At 72.4% G+C, this 25,901-nt stretch carries 22 protein-coding genes and 3 tRNA genes; 16 read left to right on the top strand and 9 right to left on the bottom strand.

Annotated elements, in window-relative coordinates:
• Positions 1-55: 55 nt before the first annotated feature.
• Positions 56-343: a hypothetical protein gene (locus tag MMR14E_RS04965; protein WP_331313090.1), complete on the bottom strand. Its 288-nt coding sequence runs from the start codon at positions 341-343 to the stop codon at positions 56-58.
• Positions 344-811: 468 nt separating this feature from the next.
• Here MMR14E_RS04965 and MMR14E_RS04960 point away from each other — a divergent pair, with 468 nt between their 5' ends.
• Positions 812-1,111, top strand: coding sequence for a hypothetical protein (locus tag MMR14E_RS04960; RefSeq protein WP_331313089.1), 300 nt, complete (start codon positions 812-814; stop codon positions 1,109-1,111).
• 255 nt (positions 1,112-1,366) lie between these two features.
• On the opposite strand, the gene MMR14E_RS04955 is transcribed toward MMR14E_RS04960, so the two are convergent.
• The 3 genes from MMR14E_RS04955 to aroA form a co-directional block, all read right to left on the bottom strand.
• Positions 1,367-1,442 (bottom strand) — tRNA-Lys (locus MMR14E_RS04955).
• 92 nt (positions 1,443-1,534) lie between these two features.
• Complete coding sequence (cmk, locus tag MMR14E_RS04950) at positions 1,535-2,173, bottom strand: (d)CMP kinase (RefSeq protein WP_331313088.1); 639 nt, start codon at positions 2,171-2,173, stop codon at positions 1,535-1,537.
• A 5-nt stretch (positions 2,174-2,178) separates the two neighbouring features.
• On the bottom strand, positions 2,179-3,528 hold the full coding sequence (gene aroA / locus MMR14E_RS04945; RefSeq protein WP_331313087.1) for a 3-phosphoshikimate 1-carboxyvinyltransferase: 1,350 nt from the start codon (positions 3,526-3,528) through the stop codon (positions 2,179-2,181).
• Positions 3,529-3,794: 266 nt separating this feature from the next.
• On the opposite strand from aroA, the gene MMR14E_RS04940 reads away from it, so the two are divergent.
• The 3 genes from MMR14E_RS04940 (at position 3,795) to MMR14E_RS04930 (ending at position 4,552) form a co-directional block, all read left to right on the top strand.
• Positions 3,795-4,181 carry a TIGR02300 family protein gene (locus MMR14E_RS04940; protein WP_331313086.1) on the top strand — a complete coding sequence of 129 codons (387 nt, stop codon included), beginning with the start codon at positions 3,795-3,797 and terminating at the stop codon, positions 4,179-4,181.
• Positions 4,182-4,345: 164 nt separating this feature from the next.
• Positions 4,346-4,421 (top strand) — tRNA-Ala (locus MMR14E_RS04935).
• A gap of 55 nt (positions 4,422-4,476) precedes the next feature.
• Positions 4,477-4,552: transfer RNA gene (locus MMR14E_RS04930), tRNA-Ala, on the top strand.
• A 239-nt stretch (positions 4,553-4,791) separates the two neighbouring features.
• Here MMR14E_RS04930 and MMR14E_RS04925 read toward each other — a convergent pair.
• Positions 4,792-5,280, bottom strand: a complete 489-nt coding sequence (locus tag MMR14E_RS04925; protein WP_331313085.1) for an Lrp/AsnC family transcriptional regulator — start codon at positions 5,278-5,280, stop codon at positions 4,792-4,794.
• A gap of 195 nt (positions 5,281-5,475) precedes the next feature.
• Between MMR14E_RS04925 and mdeB the strand changes: the two genes are divergently transcribed.
• The 6 genes from mdeB to MMR14E_RS04895 all read left to right on the top strand — a co-directional run bounded on the left by mdeB (position 5,476) and on the right by MMR14E_RS04895 (position 13,072).
• Positions 5,476-8,151, top strand: coding sequence for an alpha-ketoglutarate dehydrogenase (gene mdeB, locus MMR14E_RS04920; RefSeq protein ID WP_331313084.1), 2,676 nt, complete (start codon positions 5,476-5,478; stop codon positions 8,149-8,151).
• 75 nt (positions 8,152-8,226) lie between these two features.
• Entirely contained in the window at positions 8,227-9,603 is a 1,377-nt protein-coding gene (locus MMR14E_RS04915; protein WP_331313083.1) for a 2-oxo acid dehydrogenase subunit E2, read from the top strand.
• Positions 9,604-9,614: 11 nt separating this feature from the next.
• Positions 9,615-11,324: a dihydrolipoyl dehydrogenase gene (gene lpdA, locus MMR14E_RS04910; protein ID WP_331313082.1), complete on the top strand. Its 1,710-nt coding sequence runs from the start codon at positions 9,615-9,617 to the stop codon at positions 11,322-11,324.
• Positions 11,325-11,667: 343 nt separating this feature from the next.
• The gene (locus MMR14E_RS04905; protein ID WP_419539301.1) at positions 11,668-12,252 is read left to right on the top strand and encodes a hypothetical protein; all 585 of its coding nucleotides are present in this window, start codon (positions 11,668-11,670) and stop codon (positions 12,250-12,252) included.
• Between the two features lie 35 nt (positions 12,253-12,287).
• Positions 12,288-12,698 (top strand): DUF2147 domain-containing protein, encoded by a 411-nt coding sequence (locus MMR14E_RS04900; protein WP_331313078.1) that lies wholly within the window; start codon positions 12,288-12,290, stop codon positions 12,696-12,698.
• 104 nt (positions 12,699-12,802) lie between these two features.
• The gene (locus MMR14E_RS04895) at positions 12,803-13,072 is read left to right on the top strand and encodes a hypothetical protein (protein WP_331313077.1); all 270 of its coding nucleotides are present in this window, start codon (positions 12,803-12,805) and stop codon (positions 13,070-13,072) included.
• A gap of 92 nt (positions 13,073-13,164) precedes the next feature.
• Here MMR14E_RS04895 and alaS read toward each other — a convergent pair whose 3' ends face one another.
• Positions 13,165-15,843: an alanine--tRNA ligase gene (gene alaS, locus MMR14E_RS04890; protein WP_331313076.1), complete on the bottom strand. Its 2,679-nt coding sequence runs from the start codon at positions 15,841-15,843 to the stop codon at positions 13,165-13,167.
• Positions 15,844-16,072: 229 nt separating this feature from the next.
• On the opposite strand from alaS, the gene MMR14E_RS04885 reads away from it, so the two are divergent.
• The 5 genes from MMR14E_RS04885 (at position 16,073) to MMR14E_RS04865 (ending at position 20,646) form a co-directional block, all read left to right on the top strand.
• Positions 16,073-17,239 (top strand): transglycosylase SLT domain-containing protein, encoded by a 1,167-nt coding sequence (locus tag MMR14E_RS04885; RefSeq protein ID WP_331313075.1) that lies wholly within the window; start codon positions 16,073-16,075, stop codon positions 17,237-17,239.
• Positions 17,240-17,359: 120 nt separating this feature from the next.
• Entirely contained in the window at positions 17,360-17,956 is a 597-nt protein-coding gene (locus MMR14E_RS04880; protein WP_331313074.1) for a response regulator, read from the top strand.
• A gap of 73 nt (positions 17,957-18,029) precedes the next feature.
• Entirely contained in the window at positions 18,030-18,959 is a 930-nt protein-coding gene (locus MMR14E_RS04875) for a transglutaminase family protein (protein ID WP_331313073.1), read from the top strand.
• Between the two features lie 73 nt (positions 18,960-19,032).
• Positions 19,033-19,851, top strand: coding sequence for a transglutaminase family protein (locus tag MMR14E_RS04870; protein WP_331313072.1), 819 nt, complete (start codon positions 19,033-19,035; stop codon positions 19,849-19,851).
• A gap of 147 nt (positions 19,852-19,998) precedes the next feature.
• Complete coding sequence (locus tag MMR14E_RS04865) at positions 19,999-20,646, top strand: L,D-transpeptidase (RefSeq protein WP_331313071.1); 648 nt, start codon at positions 19,999-20,001, stop codon at positions 20,644-20,646.
• Positions 20,647-20,746: 100 nt separating this feature from the next.
• Here the strand turns inward: MMR14E_RS04865 and MMR14E_RS04860 are convergent, their stop codons facing one another.
• From MMR14E_RS04860 to MMR14E_RS04850, 3 genes are all read right to left on the bottom strand, one after another.
• On the bottom strand, positions 20,747-21,082 hold the full coding sequence (locus MMR14E_RS04860) for a hypothetical protein (protein ID WP_331313070.1): 336 nt from the start codon (positions 21,080-21,082) through the stop codon (positions 20,747-20,749).
• Positions 21,083-21,212: 130 nt separating this feature from the next.
• Positions 21,213-21,701 carry a phasin gene (locus MMR14E_RS04855; RefSeq protein ID WP_331313069.1) on the bottom strand — a complete coding sequence of 163 codons (489 nt, stop codon included), beginning with the start codon at positions 21,699-21,701 and terminating at the stop codon, positions 21,213-21,215.
• Positions 21,702-21,860: 159 nt separating this feature from the next.
• Positions 21,861-23,765 carry a sensor histidine kinase gene (locus MMR14E_RS04850; protein WP_331313068.1) on the bottom strand — a complete coding sequence of 635 codons (1,905 nt, stop codon included), beginning with the start codon at positions 23,763-23,765 and terminating at the stop codon, positions 21,861-21,863.
• Between the two features lie 326 nt (positions 23,766-24,091).
• Here MMR14E_RS04850 and MMR14E_RS04845 point away from each other — a divergent pair, with 326 nt between their 5' ends.
• On the top strand, positions 24,092-25,696 hold the full coding sequence (locus tag MMR14E_RS04845) for a PAS domain-containing protein (protein WP_331313067.1): 1,605 nt from the start codon (positions 24,092-24,094) through the stop codon (positions 25,694-25,696).
• Positions 25,697-25,901 lie beyond the last annotated feature (205 nt).

Below are 25,901 nucleotides of genomic sequence, written 5' to 3'. Positions count from 1 at the left end.
AGAGAGAGCCCCGCCGCGGTGGCGGCGGGGCTCTGCTCCGTCAGCTGTGCGCGGCTCAATAGCCGCGGCCGTAGTAACCCGGGCCCCGATCGAGGGCGCCCGCCGCGGCAGCGCCGGCGGCCGCGCCCGCGATGCCGAGGCCGATCGCGGCCCCGGTCGACAGCCCGCGGTGACGGCGGTACCCGAAATCGCGCCGGTGACCGTAACCGCGATCGTAGCCGCGGCCGTACCCGTAGCCGTGGTGGCCGCCGTAGCCGTACCCGTAGCCCTGCGCCTGGGCACCGGTGGCACCGAGCGCGCCGAGGGACAGGGTGACGGCGGAGATGAGAGCGAGCTTCCGCATCGAGGACTCCTTCGCAGTTGCGTTGGGACCCCAACCCGAAGCGCAACCAGGGGTTCCGATTTTCGTGTGGGCGGCGCGGCGACGGCACCGGGTTTCAGACGCGGAGATCGATGCCGTGAGGAGCGCGCTGAACCGGATCCGGAGACGATTGATTAACCATCCGTGCGCCGCGACAGTGCAGCACCCGCACGCATCGGGCATCTCTTGTCCACCGCACCGAAGCGGAGACTCAGGGAGCTGCGCCGATGCACGCTTTCATTCTCGCCACCTTCGCGCTCGTCGGGGCTCTGGCAGTCGCATCCACCGTCCTGACGCTCGTCACAGCGATGGCATAGGCTGCGACCGCCGCGCAGCGGGCCTGCATGCCGGCCCGTGCTCGCGCCTCACCCTCATGCCGTCGCGCGAGGGCCGTCGAACTTCGCGACACCTCGGCCGTTCCCGTGCCGCAGCAGCAGCACGGACAACCGCATGACCCGAACCACGATGGCGCTCGCCGGCACCCTCAGTCTCGTCCTGGCCGGCCCCGCCGCGGCCCAGGTCGTCACGGGGGGAGCCGGCAACACCGGGGTGACACCGCCGACCAGCACGGGTGGCGCGACCCCTGGCGCCCGAGACCTCGGCCCGAGCCCGATCACGCGCGGCACCGAGGCCAACCCGAGCAACACGCCCGTGCCCGGCACGACGCCGGGCGTGAACATCGGCGGCACGCCCACCGGCGGGCCTCCTGGAACTGGCGGCACGTCAGGGGGACCGTCGCTCGGCCGGTGATCCGCTCACCCCCGCTCCGCTCGCCCCGCGGGGCGGGGGAGCGCCCGATCGCAGCCGCGCGGCAGCCGGGCCGATAGCCGACGCGTCCCCAGACCGTGGTGCCGGGCTCGGGCGAGCCCGTCACCGGTGGCGGACCGTCGTTCTCCCGGATCGGGGTCGTCTCGAACCGCGTCGTTACCCGTGCGCATCCCGGGCTGACCGCAGAACAGCATCGACCTTTCAGGCTGCTCCCGAGAACGGCTCTTGCGGGCAGAATGGTGAGCGCGCTGGGACTCGAACCCAGGACCTACAGATTAAAAGTCCGTTGCTCTACCAGCTGAGCTACGCGCTCGCGTCCCGGGCCGCGCGGCGGCCCGTCGGGGACGGCGCGTCCGCAATAGGTGAGCGGGCCCGGGGGGTCAACACGAGGGAGGTGGACAACCCTCAGGGCGCGTCGCCGCGGGTCCGCTCGACGATGCCGCGGGCCTCGTCGAAGGCCGCGTCCGCGTCGAGCTCGGTGGTGTCGAGCCGGACCGCGTCGTCGGCCATGCGCAGGGGCGCGGCGCTGCGGGAGGCGTCCCGGGCGTCGCGGGCCTCGATGTCGGCCAGGATCGCCGCGAAGGTCGCCGCCTCGCCGCGTCCGGCCAGCTCCCGGTGCCGGCGACGGGCGCGCTCCTCGGACGAGGCGGTGATGAACAGCTTCACCGAGGCTTCCGGACAGACCACCGTGCCGATGTCGCGCCCGTCGAGCACCGCCCCCTGCGGGTCGGCGGCGAAGCGGCGCTGCCACGCGAGCAGCCCGGCGCGAACCTCCGGCACCGACGAGACGCGGGAGGCCGCCTCGCCCATCGCCCGCTCGCGCAGGCGCGGATCGTCGAGCCGGCCGGCGTCGAGGTCCTGGGCGGCGCGCGCCGCGGCCGCCGCATCATCCAGCGACAGGCCGGCATCGACGAGCGCCAGCGCCACCGCCCGGTAGAGCAGCCCGGTGTCGAGATGCGGCAGGCCGTAATGATCGGCCAGACGCTTGGCGAGAGTGCCCTTGCCGGACGCGGCCGGTCCGTCGATCGCGATGACGAGCGGCATGGCGGTCAGGCCTCGATCCGGCCGCCGAGGGCCTGCATGGTCGGCAGGAAGCTCGGGAAGCTCGTGGCGATCATCGCGCCGTCATCCACGGTGACCGGATCCCGCGCCGCGAGCCCCATCACGAGGAACGCCATGGCGATGCGGTGGTCGAGTTGGGTCGCGACCGTCCCGCCGCCGGGCGCCGCTCTGCCGTCGCCCTCGACCACGAGGTCGTCGCCCTCGACCGTGTGGCGGACGCCGTTGGCGGCGAGCCCGGCCGCCACGGCGGCGAGCCGATCCGATTCCTTCACGCGCAGCTCGTGCAGGCCGTTCATCCGGGTCCGGCCCTCGGCGAAGGCCGCCGCTACCGCCAGCACCGGGTACTCGTCGATCATCGCGGGTGCGCGCTCGGCCGGGACGTCGACGCCGGTCAGGCGGCTCGCGCGCACCCGCAGGTCGGCCACGGTCTCGCCGCCCTCATCCCGCTCGGCCACGCGCTCGATCTGCGCGCCCATCTCCAGGAGCGTCGTGATCAGCCCGATGCGCAGCGGGTTCATCATCACGCCCTCGATCACCACGTCGGAGCCCGGCACGATCAGCGCCGCCACCAGGGGGAACGCCGCCGAGGACGGGTCGGCCGGCACCACCACGTCGGTGCCGCGCAGGGTCGGCTGTCCGGTGAGCGCGACCTTGCGGCCGTGCCCGCCCGGCCCGTGCGGCTCGACGCTCACCGCGGCGCCGAACAGGCGCAGCATCCGCTCGGTGTGGTCGCGGGTCGCGGCCGCCTCGATCACGGTGGTGACCCCGGGCGCGTTCAGGCCGGCGAGCAGCACCGCCGATTTGATCTGCGCCGAGGCCGCGGGCGTCTCGTAGGTGATCGGGATCGCCTCCCGGGGCCCCCGCAGGGTCAGGGGCACCCGGCCGCCCTCGGCCTCGGACAGGACCTGCGTGCCCATCCGGGTGAGCGGGTCGAGGATGCGGCGCATCGGCCGCGAACGCAGCGAGGCGTCCCCGTCGAAGGTCGCGGTCACCGGCTGCCCGCCGACCACGCCCATCATGAGCCGCGAGCCGGTGCCGGCATTGCCGAAATCGAGAACCTCGGCCGGGTCGCCGAGGCCGCCGATGCCGACGCCCCGGACCCGCCAGCTTCCGGCCCCCAGGCGCTCGACCCCTGCCCCGAGCGCCCTGGCGGCGGCGGCCGTGCGCAGGACGTCGTCGCCCTCCAGGAGGCCTTCGACCCGCGTCTCGCCCTGGCTGAGCAGGCCGAGGATCATGGACCGGTGCGAGATCGACTTGTCGCCGGGCGGGCGCAGGCGTCCGCGCATCGGGGCGCCCGGCGCGGCGGTGAGGGGCTGGGGACTCGAATCGTGCGACACGGGACGTCCGTTCGGGCTCTGAGACGTGGGTCTGGATCCGGCGCGTCGCGCGGCCCTGCCGCGGCGCTGCAATCGGACGGTGAAATCGCCGCGCGGTTAACACGGGCACCGCCCGGCGTCATCCATCCGTTGCCCGCGCCGATCCTCGGCGGCGGGCCGCCGGGGCGTCGCCCGGAATGCCCGCCGCGGGCTCGATTGACAGGGGCCGCCACCGCGACTAACGGGGCCCCTCCCCCGAGACAGTACTGACGACGAGGTGTCCGCCCGTGGCCCGACCGGAACTTGGCTTGAAGCGCCAGTGCATGAGCTGCGGCGCGAAGTTCTACGACCTCGCCCGCGATCCCGCCGTCTGCCCGAAATGTGGCGCGGTCTATCAGGCGGTGGCCACCTCCAGCCGTGCGGCGCCCCCGGCGCTGTCGCGGAGCCCGGCCAACACCGACGATGAGGACGAGACGGACGAGAAGGGGCCGGAGATGGTCTCCCTCGACGAGGTCGAAGCCGCCGAGGACGACGCGGACCCGACGCCCGAGGACGACTCGGTCGAGGACGGGGATTCCTCCGACGACGACACCTTCCTGGAGGAGGAGGACACCGGCGACGACGACGTCTCCGACCTCATCGACGGCGATATCGAGAACGACGAGGAGGGCTGAGGCGGCCTCCGACTCCCCGGCCTGCCCCCGGTCGCAAAAACGCCGGGCGGCCGCGAAAAAGGGGGTTGAGTCCGCGATGCGAGCCGCCTATAGAACCGGCCTCGCCGGCCGCGATCCGGCCCGGCGAGACCCCGCGGTACCCAAACCGCGGTGGATGTAAAAGTGGGGCCTTAGCTCAGCTGGGAGAGCGCTTCCATGGCATGGAAGAGGTCATCGGTTCGATCCCGTTAGGCTCCACCATCCCACCCTCGCGCGACGCGGCCCTGTCGGGGACGTGGACCGCCGTTTAAAATATGGGGCCTTAGCTCAGCTGGGAGAGCGCTTCCATGGCATGGAAGAGGTCATCGGTTCGATCCCGTTAGGCTCCACCATCCCACCCTCGCGCGACGCGGCCATCCCGGCCTTCCGCGCCGTCAAGCAGGTCCACACCGCACCGTTCCTGCGCGCGGAGCGAAGCGATCCCGTCGGCGCGACGACGACGGAGGTCGCGCGATCCTCGGTCCTTGCGCTCTGATCATTATGGCGGAGAGGATACCGCCCGAGGGCTTCAGGCGAGAACCGTCTTTGCCGATCGGGCCCGCATCGGGGCTCCACGCTGGACCAAGCCGGCTCAGCGGGTCAGGTGCCCGAGCGGGAGCGCGGTCGTGTACTTCACCTGCCCCAGGGCGAAGCTCGAGCGGATATTGGCCACCCCGGGGATCCGCGTGAGGTGGTCGAGGACGAGTTTCTGGTACTGGCCCAGATCCTCGACCACGACCCGCAGCATGTAGTCGGCCTCGCCGCTCATCAGGTAGCACTCCATCACCTCCGGACGGCTGCGCACCGCCGCGTCGAAGGCCTGGAGCGCGGCCTGGGTCTGCTTCTCCAGAGACACGTGGACGAACACGTTGACCGCGAGCCCGAGGCTCAGCGGGTCGACCACCGCCACGCAGCCGCGGATCACCCCTGCCTCCTTCAGGTCATTGACGCGCCGCCAGCAGGGCGATGTCGACAGGCCCACCCGCTCGGCGAGATCGGCGATGCTGATCTCGCTGTCCTGCTGCAGGCACTCCAGGATGCGCAGGCTCGCGGCGTCGAGGGTGGCCGGCCGTGCGGGCATGGTTCGATCTCCACTCTCCCGCCGCATCGCGCGTCCTCGTGTACCGGGCCGACCGGTCGCCTCAGCGGTATGTTTTGCCGCCTATCGCTCTCATGGCGGAATATCAATCCGCCGAACCCCGCGTCGCGGCAAATATCCGGCATGTCCCGCCGTCGCGATCCCCGTATGATCGCGCCAACCAGGGAGGCCGCGCCGATGAACGCCATACCGCCGAAAGCCACGATCGCGCGGTCCGCCGAGGTGGATCACGACCCGGCCGAGACACAGGACTGGCTGGCCGCGCTGGAATCCGTCTTCCGCACCGAGGGCGCGGCCCGGGCCCGCTTCATCCTCGACCGCCTGGAGCGGCGCTCGAAGGAGATCGGCATCCTCGACGAGGCCCTGCCTTATTCGCCCTACCGGAACACGATCGCGCTGGAGAAGCAGCCGCGCTACCCCGGCGACCTCGACATCGAGGAGCGCCTGACCTCGATCATGCGCTGGAACGCCCTCGCCATGGTGGTGCGCGCCAACATGGCCTACGGCGAGCTCGGCGGCCACGTGGCGAGCTACGCCTCGGCGGCGGAGCTGTTCGAGGTCGGCTTCAACCACTTCTTCAAGGGCGGCACTGACGGCGACCTCGTCTATTTCCAGCCGCACTCGGCGCCGGGCGTCTACGCGCGGGCCTTCCTCGAGGGCCGGCTGTCCGAGGAGCAGCTGAAGCACTACCGCCAGGAGATCGCCGGCGACGGCCTGTGCTCATACCCGCATCCCTGGCTGATGCCGGATTTCTGGCAGGTTCCCACCGGCTCGATGGGCATCGGCCCGATCCACGCGGTCTACCAGGCCCGGTTCATGCGCTACCTCGGCGACCGGGGCCTCGCCGAAACCGGCGGCCGGCATGTCTGGGGCGTGTTCGGCGACGGCGAGATGGACGAGCCCGAGTCGATCGGCGGCCTGGCGCTGGCGGCGCGCGAGAACCTCGACAACCTGACCTTCGTCATCAACTGCAACCTGCAGCGGCTCGACGGGCCGGTGCGGGGCAACGGCCAGATCATCCAGGAGCTGGAGAGCCTGTTCCGCGGCGGCGGCTGGAACGTCATCAAGGTGCTGTGGGGCTCGGAGTGGGACGGGATCTTCGCCCGCGACACCAACCACGCCCTGCTGCGCCGCTTCGCCGAGACGGTGGACGGCAAGTACCAGACGCTCGGCGCCAAGGACGGCGCCTACAACCTCGCGCACTTCTTCGGTGAGGACCCGGAGGTGCGCGAGCTCGTCGCCCACATGTCGGACGCCGACGTCGACCGGCTGAAGCGCGGCGGCCACGACTTCCGCAAGCTCTACGCGGCCTTCGCGGCCGCCAAGGCCACCAAGGGCCGTCCGACGGTGATCCTGGCCAAGACCAAGAAGGGCTACGGCATGGGCGGCGCGGGCGAGTCGCGCATGACCGCCCACCAGGCCAAGAAGCTCGACGTCGACGCGCTGCGCGCCTTCCGCGACCGCTTCGCCCTGCCGCTGTCGGACGCGCAGGTCGAGGGTCTGGCCTTCTACAAGCCGGCCGAGGACGGCGCCGAGATGCGCTACCTGCGCGAGCGCCGCGAGATGCTGGGCGGCGTCCTGCCGGCCCGCCGCCGCACGGCGCCGACCGTCGCCGTCCCGGCGCTCTCGACCTACGCGGGCTTCGCCCTCGAGGCCGGCGGCAAGGAGATGTCGACCACGACCGCGGTGGTGCGCCTGTTCGGCAACCTCCTGAAGCACAAGGATCTCGGGCCGCGCGTCGTGCCGATCGTCGCCGACGAGGCGCGGACCTTCGGCATGGCCAACCTGTTCCGGCAGGTCGGGATCTACGCGCCGCAGGGGCAGCTCTACGAGCCGGAGGATGCCGGCTCGATGCTCTACTACCGGGAGGCCCGGGACGGGCAGCTGCTCGAAGAGGGCATCACCGAGGCCGGGGCGATCTCGTCCTGGACGGCGGCGGCCACGTCCTACAGCGTCCACGGCCTGTCGATGCTGCCGTTCTACATCTACTACTCGATGTTCGGCTTCCAGCGGGTCGGCGACCTGATCTGGGCGGCGGCGGACCAGCGCGCCCGCGGCTTCCTGATCGGCGCCACGGCGGGCCGCACGACGCTGGGCGGCGAGGGCCTGCAGCACCAGGACGGGTCGAGCCACATGCAGGCGGCCGCGATCCCGAACTGCCGGGCCTACGATCCGGCCTTCGCGTACGAGATGGCGGTGATCGTCGACCGGGGCGCCCGGGCGATGATGGAGGAGGACGAGGACGCCTTCTACTACCTCACGGCGATGAACGAGAACTACGCCCAGCCCTCCATGCCGCACGGGGCGGAGGACGGGATCCTGAAGGGCATGTACCGGCTGTCGGGACCCGAGTCGGGAAGTGCCGCCGTGCGGCTCCTCGGCTCCGGGGCGATCCTGCCGGAGGTGATCGCGGCGGCGGCGATGCTCGCGCAGGATTTCGGCGTCGCGGCCGAGGTGTTCAGCGTGACGAGCTTCAGCGAGCTGGCCCGCGATGCCCGAGAGGCCGAGCGGCAGGCGATGCTCCACCCGGAGGCCGAGGCGCCGGTCAGCCACGTCGCGGCGCTGCTGCCGGGCTCCGCGCCCATCGTGGCGGCGAGCGACTACGTCCGGGCCTACCCGCAGCTTATCGCCTCCTACGTGGGCGCGCGCTTCGTCGCCCTCGGCACCGACGGGTTCGGGCGCAGCGACACCCGCAACGCGCTCCGCCGGTTCTTCGAGGTCGACCGGCAGCACGTCGTCATCGCCGCCCTGCACGCCCTGGCCGAGGCCGGCACGGTGCCGCGCGCCGCGGTGGCTGACGCGATCCGCCGCTACAACATCGCGGCGGACGCGCCCGCGCCCTGGACGATCTGAGGCCGGGCGCCCCGTCGAAGGGCGCCATCCGCCCCACCCCTTCACCGAACGCCCGACCCACGGAAATCCGACCGCATGAGCGCCGCGCTGCAGATCGCCCTCCCGGATATCGGCGACTATCGGGACGTGCCGGTCATCGAGCTTCTGGTGAAGCCCGGCGACCGCCTCGCGGTGGACGACCTGATCCTCAGCATCGAGTCCGACAAGGCGACCATGGAGGTCCCCTCCCCAGTCGCCGGCATCGTGCGCGAGTTGCTGGTGTCGGTGGGGTCGAAGGTGTCCGAGGGCACGCCGATCCTGACGGTCGAGCCCGCCGAGGGCGGTGGGGGCGCACCGGTGCCGGACACGTCGCCCGCTGCCGGGCCGTCGGCGTCCTCCGAGCGGAGCGCGGTCCCCCTCTCCCGGTCGGGAGAGGGACCGGGTGAGGGATCAGGGCTCTCCGGAGATGGCATCTCCCTCTCCCCGGCCCTCTCTCGAACGGGAGAGGGCGCCGGCCGCGCCGCGCCGGAGCCGATGCGGGCCGACCCGATCGCCGCGACAAGCGGCGACGTGCATGCCAGCCCGTCGGTCCGCCAGCTCGCCCGAGAGCTGGGCGTCGGGCTCGACCGCGTCGCCGCCACCGGGCCGAAGGGGCGGATCCTGCGCGAGGACGTCCACGCCTTCGTCAAGGCGGCGCTCAGCGCGCCGGCCCAGGCGCCCGTCGCCGCGTCCGGGATAGGCGCCGGCCTGCCGCCCTGGCCGGAGGTCGACTTCGCCAAGTACGGGCCGGTCCGGCGCGAGCCCCTCTCGCGCATCCAGAGCCTCTCGGGGGCAAATCTCAGCCGCAACTGGCTGACGATCCCGCACGTGACAAACTTCGACCGGGCCGACGTCACCGAGATCGAGTCGTTCCGGGTCGGCCTCAACAAGGAGACGCGCACGCCGCCCGCTCGGGTCACCATGGTGGCCTTCCTGATCAAGGCGGCGGCCTCGGCGCTGCGCGCCTACCCGCGGTTCAATTCCTCCCTGGAAGGCGGCGACCTCGTCCTGAAGGACTATGTCCATGTCGGCTTCGCGGTGGACACGCCCAAGGGCCTGATGGTGCCGGTGGTGCGCGACTGCGACCGCAAGGGCCTCATCGAGATCGCCACCGAGATGGCCGCGATGGCCGAGAAGGCCCGGTCCGGCACGCTCCCGGGCTCCGACATGCAGGGCGGCTGTTTCTCGGTCTCGTCGCTCGGCGGCATCGGCGGCGACGGCTTCACGCCGATCATCAACGCTCCCGAGGTCGCCATCCTGGGCGCGGCGCGCTCGCGCACCGAGGCGGTGTGGGACGGCGAGGCCTTCCAGCCGCGCCTGATCCTCCCGCTCAGCCTGTCCTGGGACCACCGCGTCGTGGACGGCGTCGCCGCCGCCCGCTTCCTCGGCCACGTGGCCTCGGTCCTTTCGGACCTGCGCCGCGCCCTCCTGTGACCGTCGCCGCCATGCCCGAGACCCTCGACATCCGCGTCCCCGATCTCGGGGACTACGCCGACGTGCCCGTCATCGAGATCCCGGTGGCGCCCGGCCAGCCGGTCGCCGAGGACCAGACCCTGCTGGTGGTCGAATCCGACAAGGCGACGCTGGACATCCCCTCCCCGGCGGCGGGGCGCCTCGTGGAGATGCTGGTCGGCCTCGGCGACACCGTCTCGGCCGGCACCCTCGTCGCCCGCCTCGCGGTCGGCGTGACCGACTCGCGCGGCGAACAGGGCCCCGCGCCGGATCCCGCCGCGCCGGCGCCGAAGCCGCAAACCGGCGCAGGCTGCGACCTCCTGGTGATCGGCGGCGGACCGGGCGGCTACTCGGCCGCCTTCCGGGCCGCCGATCTCGGGCAGCGCGTCGTCCTGGTCGAGCGCCACGCGACCCTCGGCGGCGTCTGCCTCAACGTGGGCTGCATCCCCTCGAAGGCGCTGCTCCACGTCGCTGCGGTGACCGAGGAGGCCGTCCGGCTCGCCGCACACGGGATCAGCTTCGGCGCGCCGACGGTCGATCTGGAGAAGCTGCGGACCTTCAAGGCCGGCACCGTCCGCCGTCTCACCGACGGGCTCGCCCAGATGGCGCGCCAGCGCAAGGTCGAGGTGGTCCGCGGGACAGCCCGCTTCACCGGCCCCGACACGGTCTCGGTGACGCTGCACGATGGCGGCACGCGGGACGTCTCCTTCGCCGCCGCCGTCGTGGCGGCGGGCTCGTCGCCGGTGGCCCTACCGATGCTGCCGGACGATCCGCGGATCGTGAACTCCACCGGGGCGCTGGAGCTACCCGCCGTGCCGCACCGGCTCCTGGTGATCGGCGGCGGCATCATCGGCCTGGAGATGGCGACCGTCTACAGCGCGCTCGGCGCGCGGGTCGACGTGGTCGAGCGCCTGCCCGGCCTGCTCGAGGGCGTCGACCGGGATCTCGTCAGCGTCTGGACGAAGCGCAACGCACACCGTTTCGACCGGGTCCTGACGGGGGTCGAGGTCGTCTCCGCCGAGGCGGATTCGGACGGGATCGCCGTGACGTTCTCGGGAGACGCCGAGCCCGGAACCTACGACCTCGTGCTTCAGGCCGCCGGCCGCCGGCCGAACGGCGCGACGCTGGGTCTCGACGCGGCCGGCGTGGCGCTGGACGGCGGCTTCGTGCCGGTGGACGCCCAGATGCGCACGAATGTTCCGCGCATCTTCGCCATCGGTGATTGCGTCGGCCAGCCGATGCTCGCCCACAAGGCGGTGCATCAGGGCCACGTCGCCGCCGAGGCGGCCGCCGGGCACAAGGCCGGCTTCGACGCCGCCGTCATCCCCTCGGTCGCCTACACCGACCCGGAGATCGCCTGGGCCGGCCTCACCGAGACGGCCGCGAAGGCGGCCGGGCGGGCCGTCGAGGTGGCGCGCTTCCCCTGGGCGGCCTCGGGCCGGGCCATCGCCAACGGCGCCGATTACGGCCTGACCAAGCTGCTGTTCGACGCGCGGAGCAAGCGCGTGGTCGGCGGCGCCATCGTCGGCCCGAGCGCCGGCGACATGATCGGCGAAGTCGCGCTGGCGATCGAGATGGGCGCCGACGCCACCGATATCGGCCGGACGATCCATCCGCACCCGACCCTCGGCGAGACGATCGGCCTCGCGGCGGAGGCCGGTCTCGGCCTGTGCACCGACCTGCCACCGGTCGCCCGTCGGTAGGACGCGGCCGGAGCATCGTCGCCGCTGCCGGGCGCCTCGACGGATCGCCGCGTCTTGTATAGATCTCGGTCCGCGTCGCCGACTCGGCCGGAAATCGGCCCGGCCGCGACGTTCTGCCGAGCCTCGACGCTGCGGCACGCGGCGAACATCTGGTGGCTCATCTGGGAGGACATGATCCAAGATGCTGTGGCACCTCGGAAAGTCTTTCCGCCATGCCGTCCACATCTTGCCGTCACGGGCCTTGGATCGATCGGCGCGCGGTCGCGCGCGGCGCGCGAAGCCCGGTCCGGTATCACGGTTGCCGGTCCTGGCCCTCGCGGCGCTCCTGGGATCGGTCGCGGTGATGGGGTCGCCGAGCTGGGCCCGCGATCCTGCCGCGGCGGCGGAGCCGGTCGACGCGGCGTCGCCCGCTGACGGACCGCAGGCGCTCATCGCCTCGCTGCGCAGCCGCATCCTGGCGGCGCACAGCGCGACCTTCGCCCTCGAGAGCTGGTGCGCCGACTACAAGCTCGCCGGAGACCCGCACCTCGTCGCGGAGCGCGTGTCCGTGGCCGACAAGCCCCTGACGGCCGCCCAGCGCGCACGTCTCGCGATCGGCCCGGACGAGCCGGTCCGCTACCGCCGCGTCCGCCTCGCCTGCGGGGACCGCGTCCTGTCCGAGGCGGACAACTGGTACGTGCCCGCCCGGCTCACGCCGGAGATGAACGCGACGCTGGACACCACCCGCACCCCGTTCGGCCGGGTCGTGCGCCCCCTCGCGCCGGTGCGCAGCACCGTCGAGGTGCGCGCGCCGGTCCAGAGCGCGGCGCCCGGACCGAACGATCCGCTCTTCGAGATCGATGCCGTGCTGTCGACCGGTGCCGGGCAGCCGTTCTGCGAGGTCGTCGAGACGTATCTGGGCGGTGCGCTGCCGCGGGCATCGCGGTAAGAACCCGACCGCGTTCTCGGTTGGGAGGAACAGGAATGGGTTCGAGTCTTCGTCGCACGATACTGGCTCTGCTCGCCACGGGCGCGGTCTGTGGACCGGCCCTGGCGGCCGATCCGGCGGGCGTCTGGCTGACGGAGACCGGCAGCTCCCGGGTCCGCATCGCGCCCTGCGGCGGCGGCTTCTGCGGCACGATCATCAGCGCCCCCGGGAAGGGGCTCGACGCGAAGAACCCGGATCCGGCCCTGCGCGGCCGCAGCGTCGTCGGCGTTCAGATCCTCGACGCGCGCCGGCCCGAGGGCGGCGGCTTCTCGGGCTCCCTCTACAATCCGAACGACGGCAAGACCTATTCCGGCTCGCTGAAGCTCACCGGGCCCGACTCGCTGGAGGTGTCCGGCTGCGTCATGAGCGTGTTCTGCAAGCGGCAGACTTGGACGCGCGTGAAGTGATCCCGGGCGGCCGGCACCGGGGCGAGACGGTGCCGCGTCGCAACAACGCAGGATCGATTGCGCGCGACTGAGGTTGCCTGGGTCTGGAACCAGCAAGGATTCTCATGACCCGCACCTGTCTCGCCGCCCTCCTCGCCCTCGCCACCGTCGCGCCGGCCAGCGCCCAGGTCGAGGCCCGGCCTGTCGCGCCCGCTCCCGGTGCGCCGGGCGTCGTCAGCCAGCAGAGCGACGCCACCGGGAACGAAGCCGCCGTGAACTACTCGCCCACCGGCCGGCCGGCCGACACGATCTCCAGCAACTCGGCGGCGGCGGGCAACGCCAACCAGCCGTCGCGGGTCGCGCCGCAGGGCGGCGGTGGCGGCGGCAACAAGTAACGGTTTCATCACCGGCGCGGCGATCCGGCCCGGATCGGTCGCCCCCCGGGCCGCATCGGCGACGATGCGGCCTCTTCATGTGCCTGTGCGTCTCAGGCGGCCTCGGTGAGGGCCTGCGCGACGGCGTCGAGGGCGGCCTCGGCCCCGGCCCCGTTCGGGCCGCCGGCCTGCGCCATGTCGCGGCGGCCGCCGCCGCCTTTCCCGCCGAGAGCACCGGCCCCGGCCCGGACCAGCCCGACCGCGTCGTAGCGCTCGGTCAGGTCATCGGTGACGCCGACCACCAAGCCCGCCTTGCCGTCCGGTCCGACGCCGACCACCGCCACGATGCCGGAGCCCAGGCGCTTCTTCTCCTCGTCGACGATCGGCTTGAGGTCGCGCATGTCGAGCCCCTCGATGACGGAGCGGCGGAAGGCCACCCCGCCGATCTCGGTCTGCTGCGCCCCAGAGCCCGGGCCGCCCTCGCCGCCCATGGCGAGCTTGCGGCGGGTCTCGGCCAGCTCGCGCTCCAGGCGCCGCCGATCCTCCATCAGCGCGGTCAGGCGGTCGGGCGCCTCCGCGACCGGCGCCTTGAGGATACCGGCGAGCGCCGCCAGCGTCCGGGCTTCCTCGGCCCGGTGGCGGCGCGCCGCGTCGGCCGTCAGCGCCTCGATCCGGCGCACGCCCGCGCCCACCGCGCTCTCCGCCACGATGGTGATCGCCCCGATATCGCCGGTGCGCGCGGCGTGGGTGCCACCGCAGAGTTCCACGGAGAAGTTCCTGGCGCGCATTTGCGCGGCGTCGCCGTCGACCGGCAGCCCCATCGAGACCACCCGCACCTCGTCGCCGTACTTCTCGCCGAACAGCGCCCGGGCGCCCGACGCGATCGCGTCGTCCACCGCCATCAGCTTCGTGACGACGGGCGCGTTCTGCAGCAGCACCGCGTTGGCGATGTCCTCGACGCGGCCGAGCTCGTCGGCCTCGATCGGCTTCGGGTGGCTGATGTCGAAGCGCAGACGCTCGGGGCTGACCATCGAGCCCTTCTGGGCGACGTGGTCGCCCAGCACCTGCCGCAGGGCCTCGTGGAGCAGGTGGGTGGCCGAGTGGTTGGCCCGGATCGCCCTGCGGCGGGCTGTGTCGACCCTGAGCTCGACCGGCTGGTCGAGGCTCACCGTCCCCTCCTCCACGGTGACGTGGTGGACGAACACGTCGCCGAGCTTCTTCTGGGTGTCGGTCACCCGCGCCCGCACGCCCGGCGCCAGGATCAGGCCGGTATCGCCGACCTGGCCGCCCGATTCGCCGTAGAACGGCGTCTGGTTGACGAGGACGAGGCCGGTCTGGCCCGCCGCGACGGCCTTCACCTCGGCGCCGTCGCGCAGGAGCGCGGTGACGATGCCCTCGGCGGTCTCGGTCTCGTAGCCCAGGAACTCTGTGGCGCCGACGCGCTCGCGCAGGCCGAACCACACCGTCTCGGTCGCCGCCTCGCCCGAGCCCTTCCAGGCCTCGCGGGCCGCCTGCTTCTGGCGCTGCATCGCGGCCGCGAAGGCGTCGGTGTCCACACCGATGCCGCGGGCCTTGAGGGCATCCTGCGTCAGGTCGAGGGGGAAGCCGTAGGTGTCGTAGAGAGTGAAGGCGGTCTCGCCGGAGAGCTTGTCGCCCTCCCGGAGGTCGCGGCTCTCGGCGTCGAGGATCGACAAACCCCGCTCCAGCGTGCGCCGGAAGCGAGTCTCCTCCAGCTTCAGGGTCTCGGCGATCAGGCTCTCGGCCCGCATCAGCTCCGGGTAAGCCTGGCCCATCTCGCGGACCAGCGTCGGCACGAGGCGGAACATGGTGGGCTCGCGGGCGCCGAGAATCTCGGCGTGGCGCATGGCGCGGCGCATGATCCGGCGCAGCACGTAGCCGCGGCCCTCGTTGCCCGGCAGCACGCCGTCGGCCACCAGGAAGGAGGCCGCCCGCAGGTGGTCGGCGATCACCCGGTAGGACGCCATCGTGGCCGGCTCCGGCGCCCGCGAGACCGCGTGGGCCACGGCGTCGATCAGGGCGCGGAACAGGTCGGTGTCGTAGTTCGAGTGCACGCCCTGGAGGATCGCCGCCATGCGCTCCAGGCCCATGCCGGTGTCGATCGACGGCCGCGGCAGCGGGTTCCGGACACCCGGCTCCAGCTGCTCGTACTGCATGAACACGAGGTTCCAGAACTCGAGGAACCGGTCGCCGTCCTCGTCCGGGGAGCCGGGCGGGCCGCCCTGGAGCGCCGGGCCCTGGTCGATGAAGATCTCCGAGCACGGGCCGCAGGGGCCGGTGTCGCCCATCTGCCAGAAATTGTCGGAGGTCCCGATCCGGATGATCTTGTCGTCGGAGAAGCCGGCGATCTTCTTCCACAGGCCGGCGGCCTCGTCGTCGTCGGCGTAGACGGTGACGAGGAGCTTGTCGGGCTTGAGGCCGAATTCCTTGGTGATCAGCGTCCAGGCCAGCTCGATCGCCCGGTCCTTGAAGTAGTCGCCGAACGAGAAGTTGCCGAGCATCTCGAAGAACGTGTGGTGGCGCGCCGTGTACCCGACATTGTCGAGGTCGTTGTGCTTGCCGCCGGCGCGCACGCATTTCTGCGCCGTCGTCGCCCGGTCGTAGGCGCGCTTCTCCATGCCGGTGAAGACGTTCTTGAACTGCACCATCCCGGCGTTCGTGAACATCAGCGTCGGGTCGTTCTTCGGCACGAGGCTCGAGGACGGCACGACCTCGTGGCCCGCCTTGGCGAAGTAGTCGAGGAAGGTCGACCGGATCTCGTTGACGCCGCTCATCGGGGCTGACTCTGGCAGTACGGACGGGAAAGGGCGGCCGCGCGTCATCCGCCCGGCGCCCGCATGGCGCCCTCTTAAGGAGGGATGCCGCGCGAGTCACGGGCGGCCTGCCCCGAAATCTCCACGGGACGCCGCAACTCGGCCACAACCGCGGCCGTGTTGTCGCCACATCTGTCAAGCGATGGTGAGTCCGTAGCGCCACAGCGGCGTGTGGAGAGTCGGGATAACGATGCAGGGCCGCACGGTCGGATCGCCGAGGACCATCACCGGCAAGCAGGGCCATTTCGGCTCGGGCCGAGCCGACGTGATCGCCGCGCAGCCCATGCTGGGCCGTGCCCATGGCAGCCGCCCCGCGCTGTTCCGCTCGCTGCTCACCGTCTCGATGATCGCCGGCGGCCTCAGCGCCGCGCTGATCGGGTCGGGCGTGGACCTCGCCAAGGTCGGCCTGTCGCCCGCCGTGTCGGTGGCGGAGGCCGCCACCGAGATCCCGATGCCGCGACCGCGGATCCACACCGTCGCCCTCAGCACCCCGCTGGAGCAGACGCCGCTGCGCGCCGCCGCCAGCTTCGCCCCGGTGCACGACCTCGACACCGAGCTCGGCTCGAACACGGTCGACCGCGTGTCCTACGACTTCCTGCTCTCCGAGAGTGCCGTCGGCGACCCCAACGACATCCTCGAGTTCGGCCCGATGAAGATCCGGCGCCACCTCGTGCAGACGATCGTCCGGGCGGCCCAGGCGGTCCAGACCGATCCGGTCCTGCTGATGGCGGTGGCCGACAAGGAATCCAGCTTCGTCACGGCGGTCCAGGCCAAAACCTCCTCGGCGACAGGCCTCTACCAGTTCATCGAGCGGACCTGGCTCGGCGTCGTGCGCGACTTCGGCGCCAAGTACGGGCTGGAGAAGGAGGCCGCGCTGATCACGGCCGACGCCAACGACCGGCCGGTGATCACCGATCCGGCGGAGCGCGCCCGGGTGCTGGAACTGCGCCGCGACCCGTACCTCTCGGCCCTGATGGCCGGGGAGATGCTGAAGCGCGACGCGGCCCGCATCGCCCTGCGCATCGGCCGCGAGCTGACGCTCGGCGAGGTCTACCTCGCCCACTTCCTCGGGCCGGACGATGCCGAGGAATTCCTCGCCAACGTCGTGAACAAGCCGGCCGCCGCCGCCGCCGCGCTGCTCCCTGGCCCGGCCCGGGCCAACCGCTCGATCTTCTTCGCCGCCGGGCGCTTCGTCGGCCGCGGCCGCCACCGCAAGCCGCTGAGCCTGTCGGTCGCGCAGGTTCACGAGAAGTTCGAGGCGATGATGAGCACCCGCGGGACGCGCTATCAGAACGTCCGCCAAGTCTCTGGAATCATGGCGTATGCCGACGCCGACGCCGGCCTCGCCACGCAGTAACGGCTCTGTGACGCCGGGCGGGATTCCGACCGCCCGGCGCAACCAGCGGCGGATTGCCGACTTTCCTCCTTCATGCACCGCATCCTCGGGCGGCGCGGAAGTCGACTTCGGGGGGAGTCCTTGAAAAAGCACCAGACGAGCGCACCCCTGCCGCTCACCGATACGCTGTCACCGGGTATTCCCCTCGACCAGATCGGTCAGACACTGGCGTCGTTCTACGATAATCTCGTCACCGAAGGCGTGCCCGAGCATCTCGCGGCCCTGGTCCGACGCGTCCGGCAGACCGAGGGTCCGGAGGATGCCCGCGGCGGGCCGGGCGTCGTGCCGGTCGTGGCCGATCCGCCGCGCCTCGCGCTGGTCGTCGAGGACGATCCCGAGATCCGCGCCCTGGCCGAGACCCTGCTGGAGGAGACCGAGCTCGACGTGGTCGGCTGCGACAGCGCCGAGGCCGCCCTGTCGGTCCTGCAGGCGCGCGGCGGCGACGTCGCCCTCGTCTTCGCCGACGTCCGGCTGGCCGGCGAGATGGACGGTCTGCAGCTGGCCCGCGCGGTCGCGACCCTGTGGCCCCGGGCGCGGCTGGTCATCACCTCCGGCCAGGGCATCCCCCGTCCTGAACTCCCGGCCGAGGCCGTGTTCATCGCCAAGCCGTGGCGTGCCCTCGACGTGCTCGTCGAGGCCGAGCGCGCCGCCGCCGACCCGGCCCCGCCGGTGGTCTGAAGGGCTCCGCGCAGCCGGGCCCGGCCCTTGCATCGCCGGTGATCGCGTCGGCGCGAGCCCGGAGCCTGCGACCTTGCCGATCCTCTCCGTCCGCCACCGCACAGTCTACCGCTACCGGCGTCCGGTCGCCTTCGGCGAGCACCGGATCATGTTCCGGCCGCGCGACAGCTACGATCAGCGGCTGATCGCGGCGACCCTCGACATCGCGCCCGAGCCGGCCACGCTGCGCTGGCTGTTCGACGTGTTCGGCAACTGCGTGGCGGTCGCGACCTTCGACACCCGCGCCGAGACCCTGACCTTCGACTGCGGCATCACCCTCGATCACACCCCGGAGCACGCGCCGGTCTTCCCGCTGGCGCCCCACGCGACCCACTACCCGTTCGGCTACGGCGCCGAGGACATGCCCGATCTCGCCCGCTCCATCGAGCGGCAATGGCCGGACCCGCGGCACGAGGTCGATGCCTGGGCGCGCAGCTTCCTGCCACCCCAGGGCCGCATCCCGACGCAGGAGCTGCTGGCCGCCATGACGCGCAGCGTCCGGGCGAACTTCACTTACCTCGCCCGCTCCGAGAAGGGCGTGCAGGACCCGCTGACAACCCTGCGCACGAAGCTCGGCTCGTGCCGGGACTTCGCGGTGCTGATGATGGAGGGTGTCCGGGCGCTCGGCATGGCCGCCCGCTTCGTCTCCGGATACCTGTACAACCCGCGCAACGACCGGGCGCGCCACGTCGGCGGCGGCTCCACCCACGCGTGGCTGCAGGTCTACCTGCCGGGCGCCGGCTGGGTCGAGTTCGACCCGACCAACGGCATCGTGGGCAACCGCGACCTGATCCGCGTGGCGGTGACCCGCGACCCCGCCCAGGCGGTGCCGCTGCACGGCTCCTTCTTCGGCCTCGCGAGCGACGATCTCGGCATGCGCGTCGACGTGGACGTGGTGGAGCTGCCCGCGGAGGGGCCGGCGGCCCGAACCGTGCAGGGGCCGGAGACGTCCCTGGCGCGTTGAGCTTCCTCGAGCACCCGGACCCGGAACGAGCGTGGCGACCCCGCGCGGAAGGCGACAGAGCAAGGTGGCCGCGATGAAGATCAGGACCGGTTTCGATATCGCCTTCACGCTGTCGCAGCCGACGCCGATGATCCTGATGCTGAGCGTCCACCCTTCGCGGATCGACGACGTGCTGACCCCGCACGCGATCGTGTTCGATCCGCCGCTGGAGGCGCGAACGTACCGGGACGGGTTCGACAACATCTGCCACCGGATCATCGCGCCGCCGGGGCAGCTGACGATCGCGGCCGACTTCACGGTCCACGATACGGGTGAGCCCGATCCGGTCGTGCCGGAGGCCCGGCAGGTCCCGGTTCAGGACCTGCCCGACGACGTCCTGATCTTCCTCCTGGGCTCGCGCTACTGCGACACCGACAAGCTGTCCCAGACCGCCTGGTCCCTGTTCGGCGGCACGCCGGAGGGCTGGGCCCGCGTGCAGGCGATCGTCGACTACACGCACGAGCGGATCCGCTTCGACTATCAGCGCGCCGACGCGACCCGGAGCGCGCACGACGCCTTCATGCAGCGCGAGGGCGTGTGCCGGGACTTCGCGCACCTGGCGATCACCCTGTGCCGGTGCATGAACATCCCGGCGCGCTACGCCACCGGCTACCTCGGCGATATCGGCGTGCCGAAGGATCCGGCCCCGATGGACTTCTCGGCGTGGTTCGAGGTCTTCCTCGAGGGGCCCGAGGGGCCGCGCTGGTACACGTTCGACGCCCGGCACAACCGGCCCCGCATCGGCCGCATCGTCATGGCCCGCGGGCGCGACGCCACCGACTGCGCCATCTCGACCAATTTCGGCTACGCCCACCTCGCGCGGTTCGACGTCCACACGGACGAGGTCCCCTGAGTCGCGCACGCCCCCGTGATCTCGCGCACCGCACGGCCGAGCGGGCCTGCGTATTCCGCCGGGCAGCAAATTCCCGGCGGGTGTATGGAACTGCCTGCCTATGCTCACGCTTGTAATGGCAAAGGTTATTGCACAGGTAGGCCACTCATGAAGACCACGGTCACCGCACTCGCCGCGCTCCTGGGCGTGTCTGTTCTTGCCGCGACGCCCGTCCTCGCAGCCTCGTCGTACGATCCCTTCGGCACGGACAATGCCGACGAGTACTACTCCGATCAGGGACAGTACGGTTACCAGGGCACTTACGCGCCGGGCTACGGCCAGGGCGTGCAGGCCGCGCCGCAGGCGCAGGTCCAGCCGATCCCCCGCGAGATCGTGGCGTTCAACGGGCCCTACGCGCCCGGCACGATCGTCGTCTCCACCGCCGAGCGGCGCCTGTACTACGTGCTCGGCAACGGTGAGGCGATCCGCTACGGCGTCGGCGTCGGCCGCCCGGGCTTCAGCTGGAGCGGCACCAACAAGATCACCGCGAAGCGCGAGTGGCCGTCGTGGACGCCCCCCAAGGCCATGATCGCCCGCCGCCCTGACCTGCCGCGCTACATGGCGGGCGGCATCGAGAACCCGCTCGGCGCCCGGGCCATGTATATCGGCAGCACCGAGTACCGCATCCACGGCTCCAACGAGCCGGACACGATCGGCCAAGCGGTGTCGTCGGGCTGCATCCGGATGACCAACGACGACGTCACCGACCTGTACGAGCGGGTGAAGGTCGGCGCGAAGGTCGTCGTGCTGAACTGAGGGCGCGGCGCGGGATTACCCGCGTCCGAACCCTTTGTGCCGCGCGGGCCGCGTCATCCCACCCGGGAGGCGCGGCCCGTCGCCGTCAGGGACGGGCTCCTCAGGGGACGACGCGGCCGACGGCCGTCTGCGGCGGGCTGAACGAGGCGATCGGCATGTCGCAGAAGCAGCGCACGCCGAGGGGGCGCGGCCCCGGCAGCGGGCAGGAGAACGGCTTCGGGCCCGTGATCCCCTGCTGGACGGCGTCGCAATTGTAGCCGACCGGAGCGCGCTGCGCCCGGCGCGGGACCGGCCGGTAACCGCCGTCGTAGCCCGGATCATCGTAGTACTGGGCCCAGGCCACGCTGCTCGGAACGGCGGCGGCGAGCGCCAGAGCGGCGACCGCCAGGCGGAGAGGTCCACGCAGGCCGGATCGGCCGGAAACAGTGAGGCGCATCCCTGAACCCTTCACTCGGCGCGGACCCAACGCGTCCGCCCGGCGGCTCTCGGCGGGAATACCGGCGAAAACGAGACGGCCCGCCCCCGGGATCGGGAGCGGGCCGCGGCCCCGTTCGACGGCGTGAGGCTCAGTGCGTCGCGCGCTCGGCAGCGTCCTGGGCGTTCTGGGCGGTCTGCTTCGCGGCGTCCTGACCCTGCTCCATGGCCTTGCGGGCCTCGTCGGCGCCCTGCTGCATCGCCGACTTGGCGCGCTCGGCGCCCTGCTGCATCGCGCTCTGCGCGAGGCCGCTGAACTCCTTGGCCTGCGCCTGGATGGCGGCGAACTGACTGCGGACGAACTCGGCCTGATGCTGCATCGCCTCCTGCATGTCCTTGGAGCGGACGAGCTTCTGGGCGAGGTCGAAGGCCGCGTTCACGTTCTGCTCGGCATACTCGAAGCCGCGCGAGGAGGCGTCCAGCGCGTTCGAGCGCGCCAGCTCGGCCGAACCCTGCACGGTGTCGGCGGTGCGGCGAGCCGCGCCGATGAAGCTGTCGAATGCCTTTCGGGCCTGCTCGACGCTCTTCTCGGCGAAGTCGCGCATCTCGGCCGGAACTTCGTAGTTCGGGGGGGTGCTCATACGTCGTCTCCTCTCTTCATTGGCCTGTGGATGGCGCTTTGTGCGGTGCACAATAACTGATTCGCCGCCATATGCCACCCGCGCTCACGGCGTTAAGGTTGACATACCGTAAACGTGTGACGGTCGCGCCGAGAGTCCAGCGTCGCGGCGCGATGGAGTTTACAATAGGGCTTCGGTCGCGGCCGTTTCTCGGGCAGAGCGGGACCGCGGAGCGTCAGGATCGCGTTTGGGTTCGAGGTCGCGGGCTTTGGAGACGACAGTGACATCGACGGCCGCCGCAGCCCCGCCCGGATTGGCGACTGCCTTCGCGGCCTGGGAGCGGCTGCCCGCCCTGGCGGCCGCCATGTCCGCGCGCGACGCCGTGCACCTCGTGGTCGATCCGTCGGACGCGCGGATCCTGTCGGCATCCGGCGCGGCGGCTCGTCTCGTCGCGGCGCTGGACGGCCCCGCCCTCGCCGGCCTGACCCGACAGATCGTGGCGGCNGGCGGGCCGCCGCGCTCCTCCCAGCTGAGCCGCAAGCGCCGCTCCCCGGCCGCGCCGGCGGCGAGCGACCACGCCACGCGGACGCGGCCCTCGCGGACCGAGAGGGCGCCGTACTTGGCGGCGTTGGTGGTCAACTCGTGCACCGTCATGCCGAGGGCCAGCACCTCGCGGGGGCTCAGCGACACGTCCGGCCCGTCCAGGCGGATCTGGTCGCCGCCGGTCCGGTACGGGCCGAGCTCGCTCTCCAGCACCTCGCGCAGGGCGGCCCCGCTCCAGTCCTCGCGGGTCAGGAGGTCGTGAGTCTTGGACAGGGCGAGGATGCGCGCCTCCAGGATCTCCGCGGAGCCGCGGGACTGGCGGGCGAGGGCCTGGACGGTGGCCAGGGTGTTCTTCACCCGGTGGTTCAGCTCGTGCAGCATCGTGCCCTGCTGCGCCTGGAGGGCGCGCCCGCGCTGGATCTCCGCGCGCAGCTCGGCGGTGCTGCGCTGGAGGGTTCCGGCCATGGCGTCGAGCTTGCTGCCGAGCCGGTCGAACTCCGCGGCGCCGCGCAGGCCGGTGCGGGCGGCGAGGTCGCCCGCCTGCCACGCCGCCGCGGTGCGCAGGAGTCGGTCGACCGGGCGCCGGATGAACACCCGTCCGGCCACGAGGGCGGCGGCGAGCGCCAGCGCCGCCCCCAGGGCGATCAGGACCAGCCCGCGGCGGGTGGCGGCGTCGATATCCGCGAAGGCGGTGGCGTAGTCGCGCCCGACGACGACGCGCACCCCCGCCAGCGGGCCGTCCGGCATCGCGGTCGCGATGATCCGCGTCCGGCCGTCCAGGCCGGCGGCGACGCGGACGTCGCTGCCCTGAGCCTCCAGCATGGCGACCCGGTCGGGCGGGATCGGCCTGCCGATCCAGGCCGCCTCGTCCGGGCGGCGGGCGATGATCAGGCCGTCCCGGTCCGTCACGGTGATCGCCGTCTCCGCCTGATGGAGCGCCTGCTCCAGGTGGTCGGAGAGCCAGTCGAGGTCGACGGCGGCGAGCAGGACGCCCGCGGGGGGCCCCGCCGCGTCGCCGGCATGGACGGCCCGGGCGAAGTGGATCGACGGGCGCTTCGTCTGGAAGCCGACCGCGTATCCGCCCACCGCGTAGCCGCCCCGCTCCAGGGCGCGGCGGTGATAGGTCCGGCCGCGGCTCGAATAGGCGCCCGCGGGCGCGCCGGCGCTGTCGCAGATCACGGCCCCGTCGGGATCGGTGAGGGCGATCAGCAGCACGTGCGGCAGCCGCGCGGCCGCCCGCCGCAGGTAGGCGGTGCAGGCCGCCGGCTCCCGCGCCTGCACGGTGGCGTCCCCGGAGATCAGGTCGAGGGCCTGCTGCATCCGCTCGGAGATCTGCGCGAAATCCTCGGCGACGTCCCGCGCGGTGGCGCGGGCGTCGGCCCGCACGGCCGCGTCGCGGCTCGCCCGCAGGGCGACCTCGTTGTAGCCCTGGATCGCCAGCGCCGGGGCGAGGGCGAGCAGCACGAGCAGCAGGATGCGGGTCGTCAGCGACAGGGGCAGAGAGCGCGGGAGCGGGGCGGGGAACCGGAAGCGCGGCGGCATCGACGGTCAGTCGCGACCGGCGATCGTCGCGCGCACCCGCGCGGCCAGGGTCCGCGCGGGGACCGGCCCGGCGATCACCCGGAGCCCCGGTTCGAGGCCGCGAGTGCCGAAGGCCGCGGTCCCGGCGCAGCCGGTGATGACCGGGATCTTCCGGTCCGGCGGGCCGGGGCGGGCCGCCTCCGCCGTCTCCCGGCCGCTGAGGCCGCCGGGCAGGCCGACATCGCCGATCGGCGGCCCGGCCAGCGCGCCGGGCAGCTTGCGCGGATGCCGATCCGGCCGCCGTCGGGGCCGCGACCGGCGAGCTCGCGATCCCCGCCGCCGCCGAGGTGGGACCGGTCGCGGCGCCGCTGACGAATGACGAGCACGCGGCGTTCCGCGAGATCGCCCGCGCACTGGGCGCCCGCTACGCCGGCGACGAGGTCGAGACCGAGCTCCCCAAGACCGAGAGCGGGGCGGTGATGCCGTTCCCGGCTCCGCAGGCCGGGCCGGTGGAGACCGGCGCGGCCTCGGAGGAGGTCGGACCGGAGGCCGGCATCGCGGTCGCCGAACCGGCCGCGGCGGCGCCGGCGGAATCGGATCTTCTCGGCGGATTGCCGCTGCCGGTGCTGGTCCATCGCGGCGGCGCGATCGTCGCGGCGAACGGCGCCTTCCTGGACCTCACCGGCCATCCCGACCTGCCCACCCTCGCGCGCATCGGTCTCTCGGGATTGCTGCCCGGCCTGTCCCTCGGGGAGACGCCCGAACCGACCGCGCGCCGGACGACCGTCACGACGGCCGACGGCGGTGCCCGGCCCGTGGAATTGCTGGCGGGTGCCCTCCCCTGGTCGGGCGCGACCGCCACGTGCCTGGTCGTGCGCCCCGTCGCGGACGCCGACGTCGCCGACGCGCTCACGGCCGAGCGCCTCGCCCGCGCGGCCCAGACCGAGCGGACGGCCAGCGCCGAGGCGACCCTGGACGCGCTGGAGACCGGCGTCGTCACGGTCGACGGGGCCGGGCGCGTCGTCGCGCTGAACCGCGCCGCAGCCGGCCTGTTCGGCTGCGATCCGCGCGAGATCGTCGGCAGCAGTTTCGTCGCCCTGTTCGACCGGGAGAGCGTCCTGACGGTCGCCGATGCCCTGAGGGGTACCGGCCCCGAGCGGCGCATCGTGCACCTCGACGGCGCGCCCGTGTCGCTCACCGTGGCGGCGGTGCCGGGCCGGCGCGTCGCCCAGATCGCGCGGGCCGAGCGCGAGACCTTCGCGCCCAAGGCGGACGGCAGCCCGGATCCCGTGCCGGGCCGCATCGATGCCCTCCACCGGCTCGGCGGCGCCGTCCGCGAGCCCGTGACCGGCATCATCGACCTCACCGCAGCGATGCTGAAGGAGCCGTTCGGCCCGCTCGGGGACGCGCGCTACAGGGGCTGTCTCGCCGAGATCAAGGCCTCGGGGGAGGCAATGCTGGAGCGCGTCGGGAAGCTCCTGGACCTCGCCGCGGTCGAGGCCGGGTCGCTGCACCTGGAACCGCGCGCCCTCGACCTCAACGACGTCGTCGCGAGCTGCGTCGCCCGCCTCCAGGGCGAGGCCGCGCGGGGCCGCATCGTCATGCGGACGAGCTTCTCCACCGATATCGGCGACCTGGAGGCCGACGAGCGCTCGGTCAGCCGCGCGGCCAGCCTGGTGATCGAGAACGCCATCCGGCGGTCGACGGCCGGCAGCCAGATCATCGTGTCCACCGCTTCCGACGAGCGGGCGGGGATCGCCGTTCGGGTGCGCGACATCGGGACCGGCCACGCTCCGCGGCCGGACGATCCTCGGGGCGATGTCGAGGACGGGCTGGCGCTGCCGCGGGCGCTGGTGGAGGCCAATGGCGGGCGGCTGCAGCTCTCCGCCCGGCCGGAAGACGGCACGCTCGTGGAGATCATCATGCCCGCGCGCCGCGCGGCGAACGGCTAGGATCGATCGCGACCGCGCGGCGATCGAGGCGGAAACAGAGGGCTGCCGGTGACAGCCGCCCCGCGCGGGCGCGCTTGACAGCGCAGCATCGAAGCCTCAAGCAGCTCTTACATTGTGCCCAATCTATTCACGGGAATTGAGCTGCGCAGCTGAGCGCGAAACCGCGATGATATCGTCATCGTAGATTGTCGGCTACGTTACTTTG

It is taken from the genome of Methylobacterium mesophilicum (assembly GCF_036441335.1).
Taxonomy (GTDB): domain Bacteria; phylum Pseudomonadota; class Alphaproteobacteria; order Rhizobiales; family Beijerinckiaceae; genus Methylobacterium; species Methylobacterium mesophilicum_B.
The sequence above is the reverse complement of the archived record's forward strand: the minus strand, read 5'-3'. Positions and strand labels throughout refer to the sequence as shown.

Excerpts from the sequence above, each read along its gene's own strand:
- mdeB (WP_331313084.1), top strand. The coding sequence starts at position 5,476 with ATGAACGCCATACCGCCGAAAGCCACGATCGCGCGGTCCGCCGAGGTG.
- alaS (WP_331313076.1), bottom strand. The coding sequence starts at position 15,843 with ATGAGCGGCGTCAACGAGATCCGGTCGACCTTCCTCGACTACTTCGCC.
- MMR14E_RS04860 (WP_331313070.1), bottom strand. The coding sequence starts at position 21,082 with ATGCGCCTCACTGTTTCCGGCCGATCCGGCCTGCGTGGACCTCTCCGC.
- MMR14E_RS04900 (WP_331313078.1), top strand. The coding sequence starts at position 12,288 with ATGGGTTCGAGTCTTCGTCGCACGATACTGGCTCTGCTCGCCACGGGC.
- MMR14E_RS04885 (WP_331313075.1), top strand. The coding sequence starts at position 16,073 with ATGCAGGGCCGCACGGTCGGATCGCCGAGGACCATCACCGGCAAGCAG.
- MMR14E_RS04855 (WP_331313069.1), bottom strand. The coding sequence starts at position 21,701 with ATGAGCACCCCCCCGAACTACGAAGTTCCGGCCGAGATGCGCGACTTC.
- MMR14E_RS04865 (WP_331313071.1), top strand. The coding sequence starts at position 19,999 with ATGAAGACCACGGTCACCGCACTCGCCGCGCTCCTGGGCGTGTCTGTT.
- MMR14E_RS04925 (WP_331313085.1), bottom strand. The coding sequence starts at position 5,280 with ATGCCCGCACGGCCGGCCACCCTCGACGCCGCGAGCCTGCGCATCCTG.
- cmk (WP_331313088.1), bottom strand. The coding sequence starts at position 2,173 with ATGCCGCTCGTCATCGCGATCGACGGACCGGCCGCGTCCGGCAAGGGC.
- MMR14E_RS04965 (WP_331313090.1), bottom strand. The coding sequence starts at position 343 with ATGCGGAAGCTCGCTCTCATCTCCGCCGTCACCCTGTCCCTCGGCGCG.
- lpdA (WP_331313082.1), top strand. The coding sequence starts at position 9,615 with ATGCCCGAGACCCTCGACATCCGCGTCCCCGATCTCGGGGACTACGCC.
- MMR14E_RS04960 (WP_331313089.1), top strand. The coding sequence starts at position 812 with ATGACCCGAACCACGATGGCGCTCGCCGGCACCCTCAGTCTCGTCCTG.
- MMR14E_RS04870 (WP_331313072.1), top strand. The coding sequence starts at position 19,033 with ATGAAGATCAGGACCGGTTTCGATATCGCCTTCACGCTGTCGCAGCCG.
- MMR14E_RS04895 (WP_331313077.1), top strand. The coding sequence starts at position 12,803 with ATGACCCGCACCTGTCTCGCCGCCCTCCTCGCCCTCGCCACCGTCGCG.
- MMR14E_RS04905 (WP_419539301.1), top strand. The coding sequence starts at position 11,668 with ATGGGGTCGCCGAGCTGGGCCCGCGATCCTGCCGCGGCGGCGGAGCCG.
- MMR14E_RS04915 (WP_331313083.1), top strand. The coding sequence starts at position 8,227 with ATGAGCGCCGCGCTGCAGATCGCCCTCCCGGATATCGGCGACTATCGG.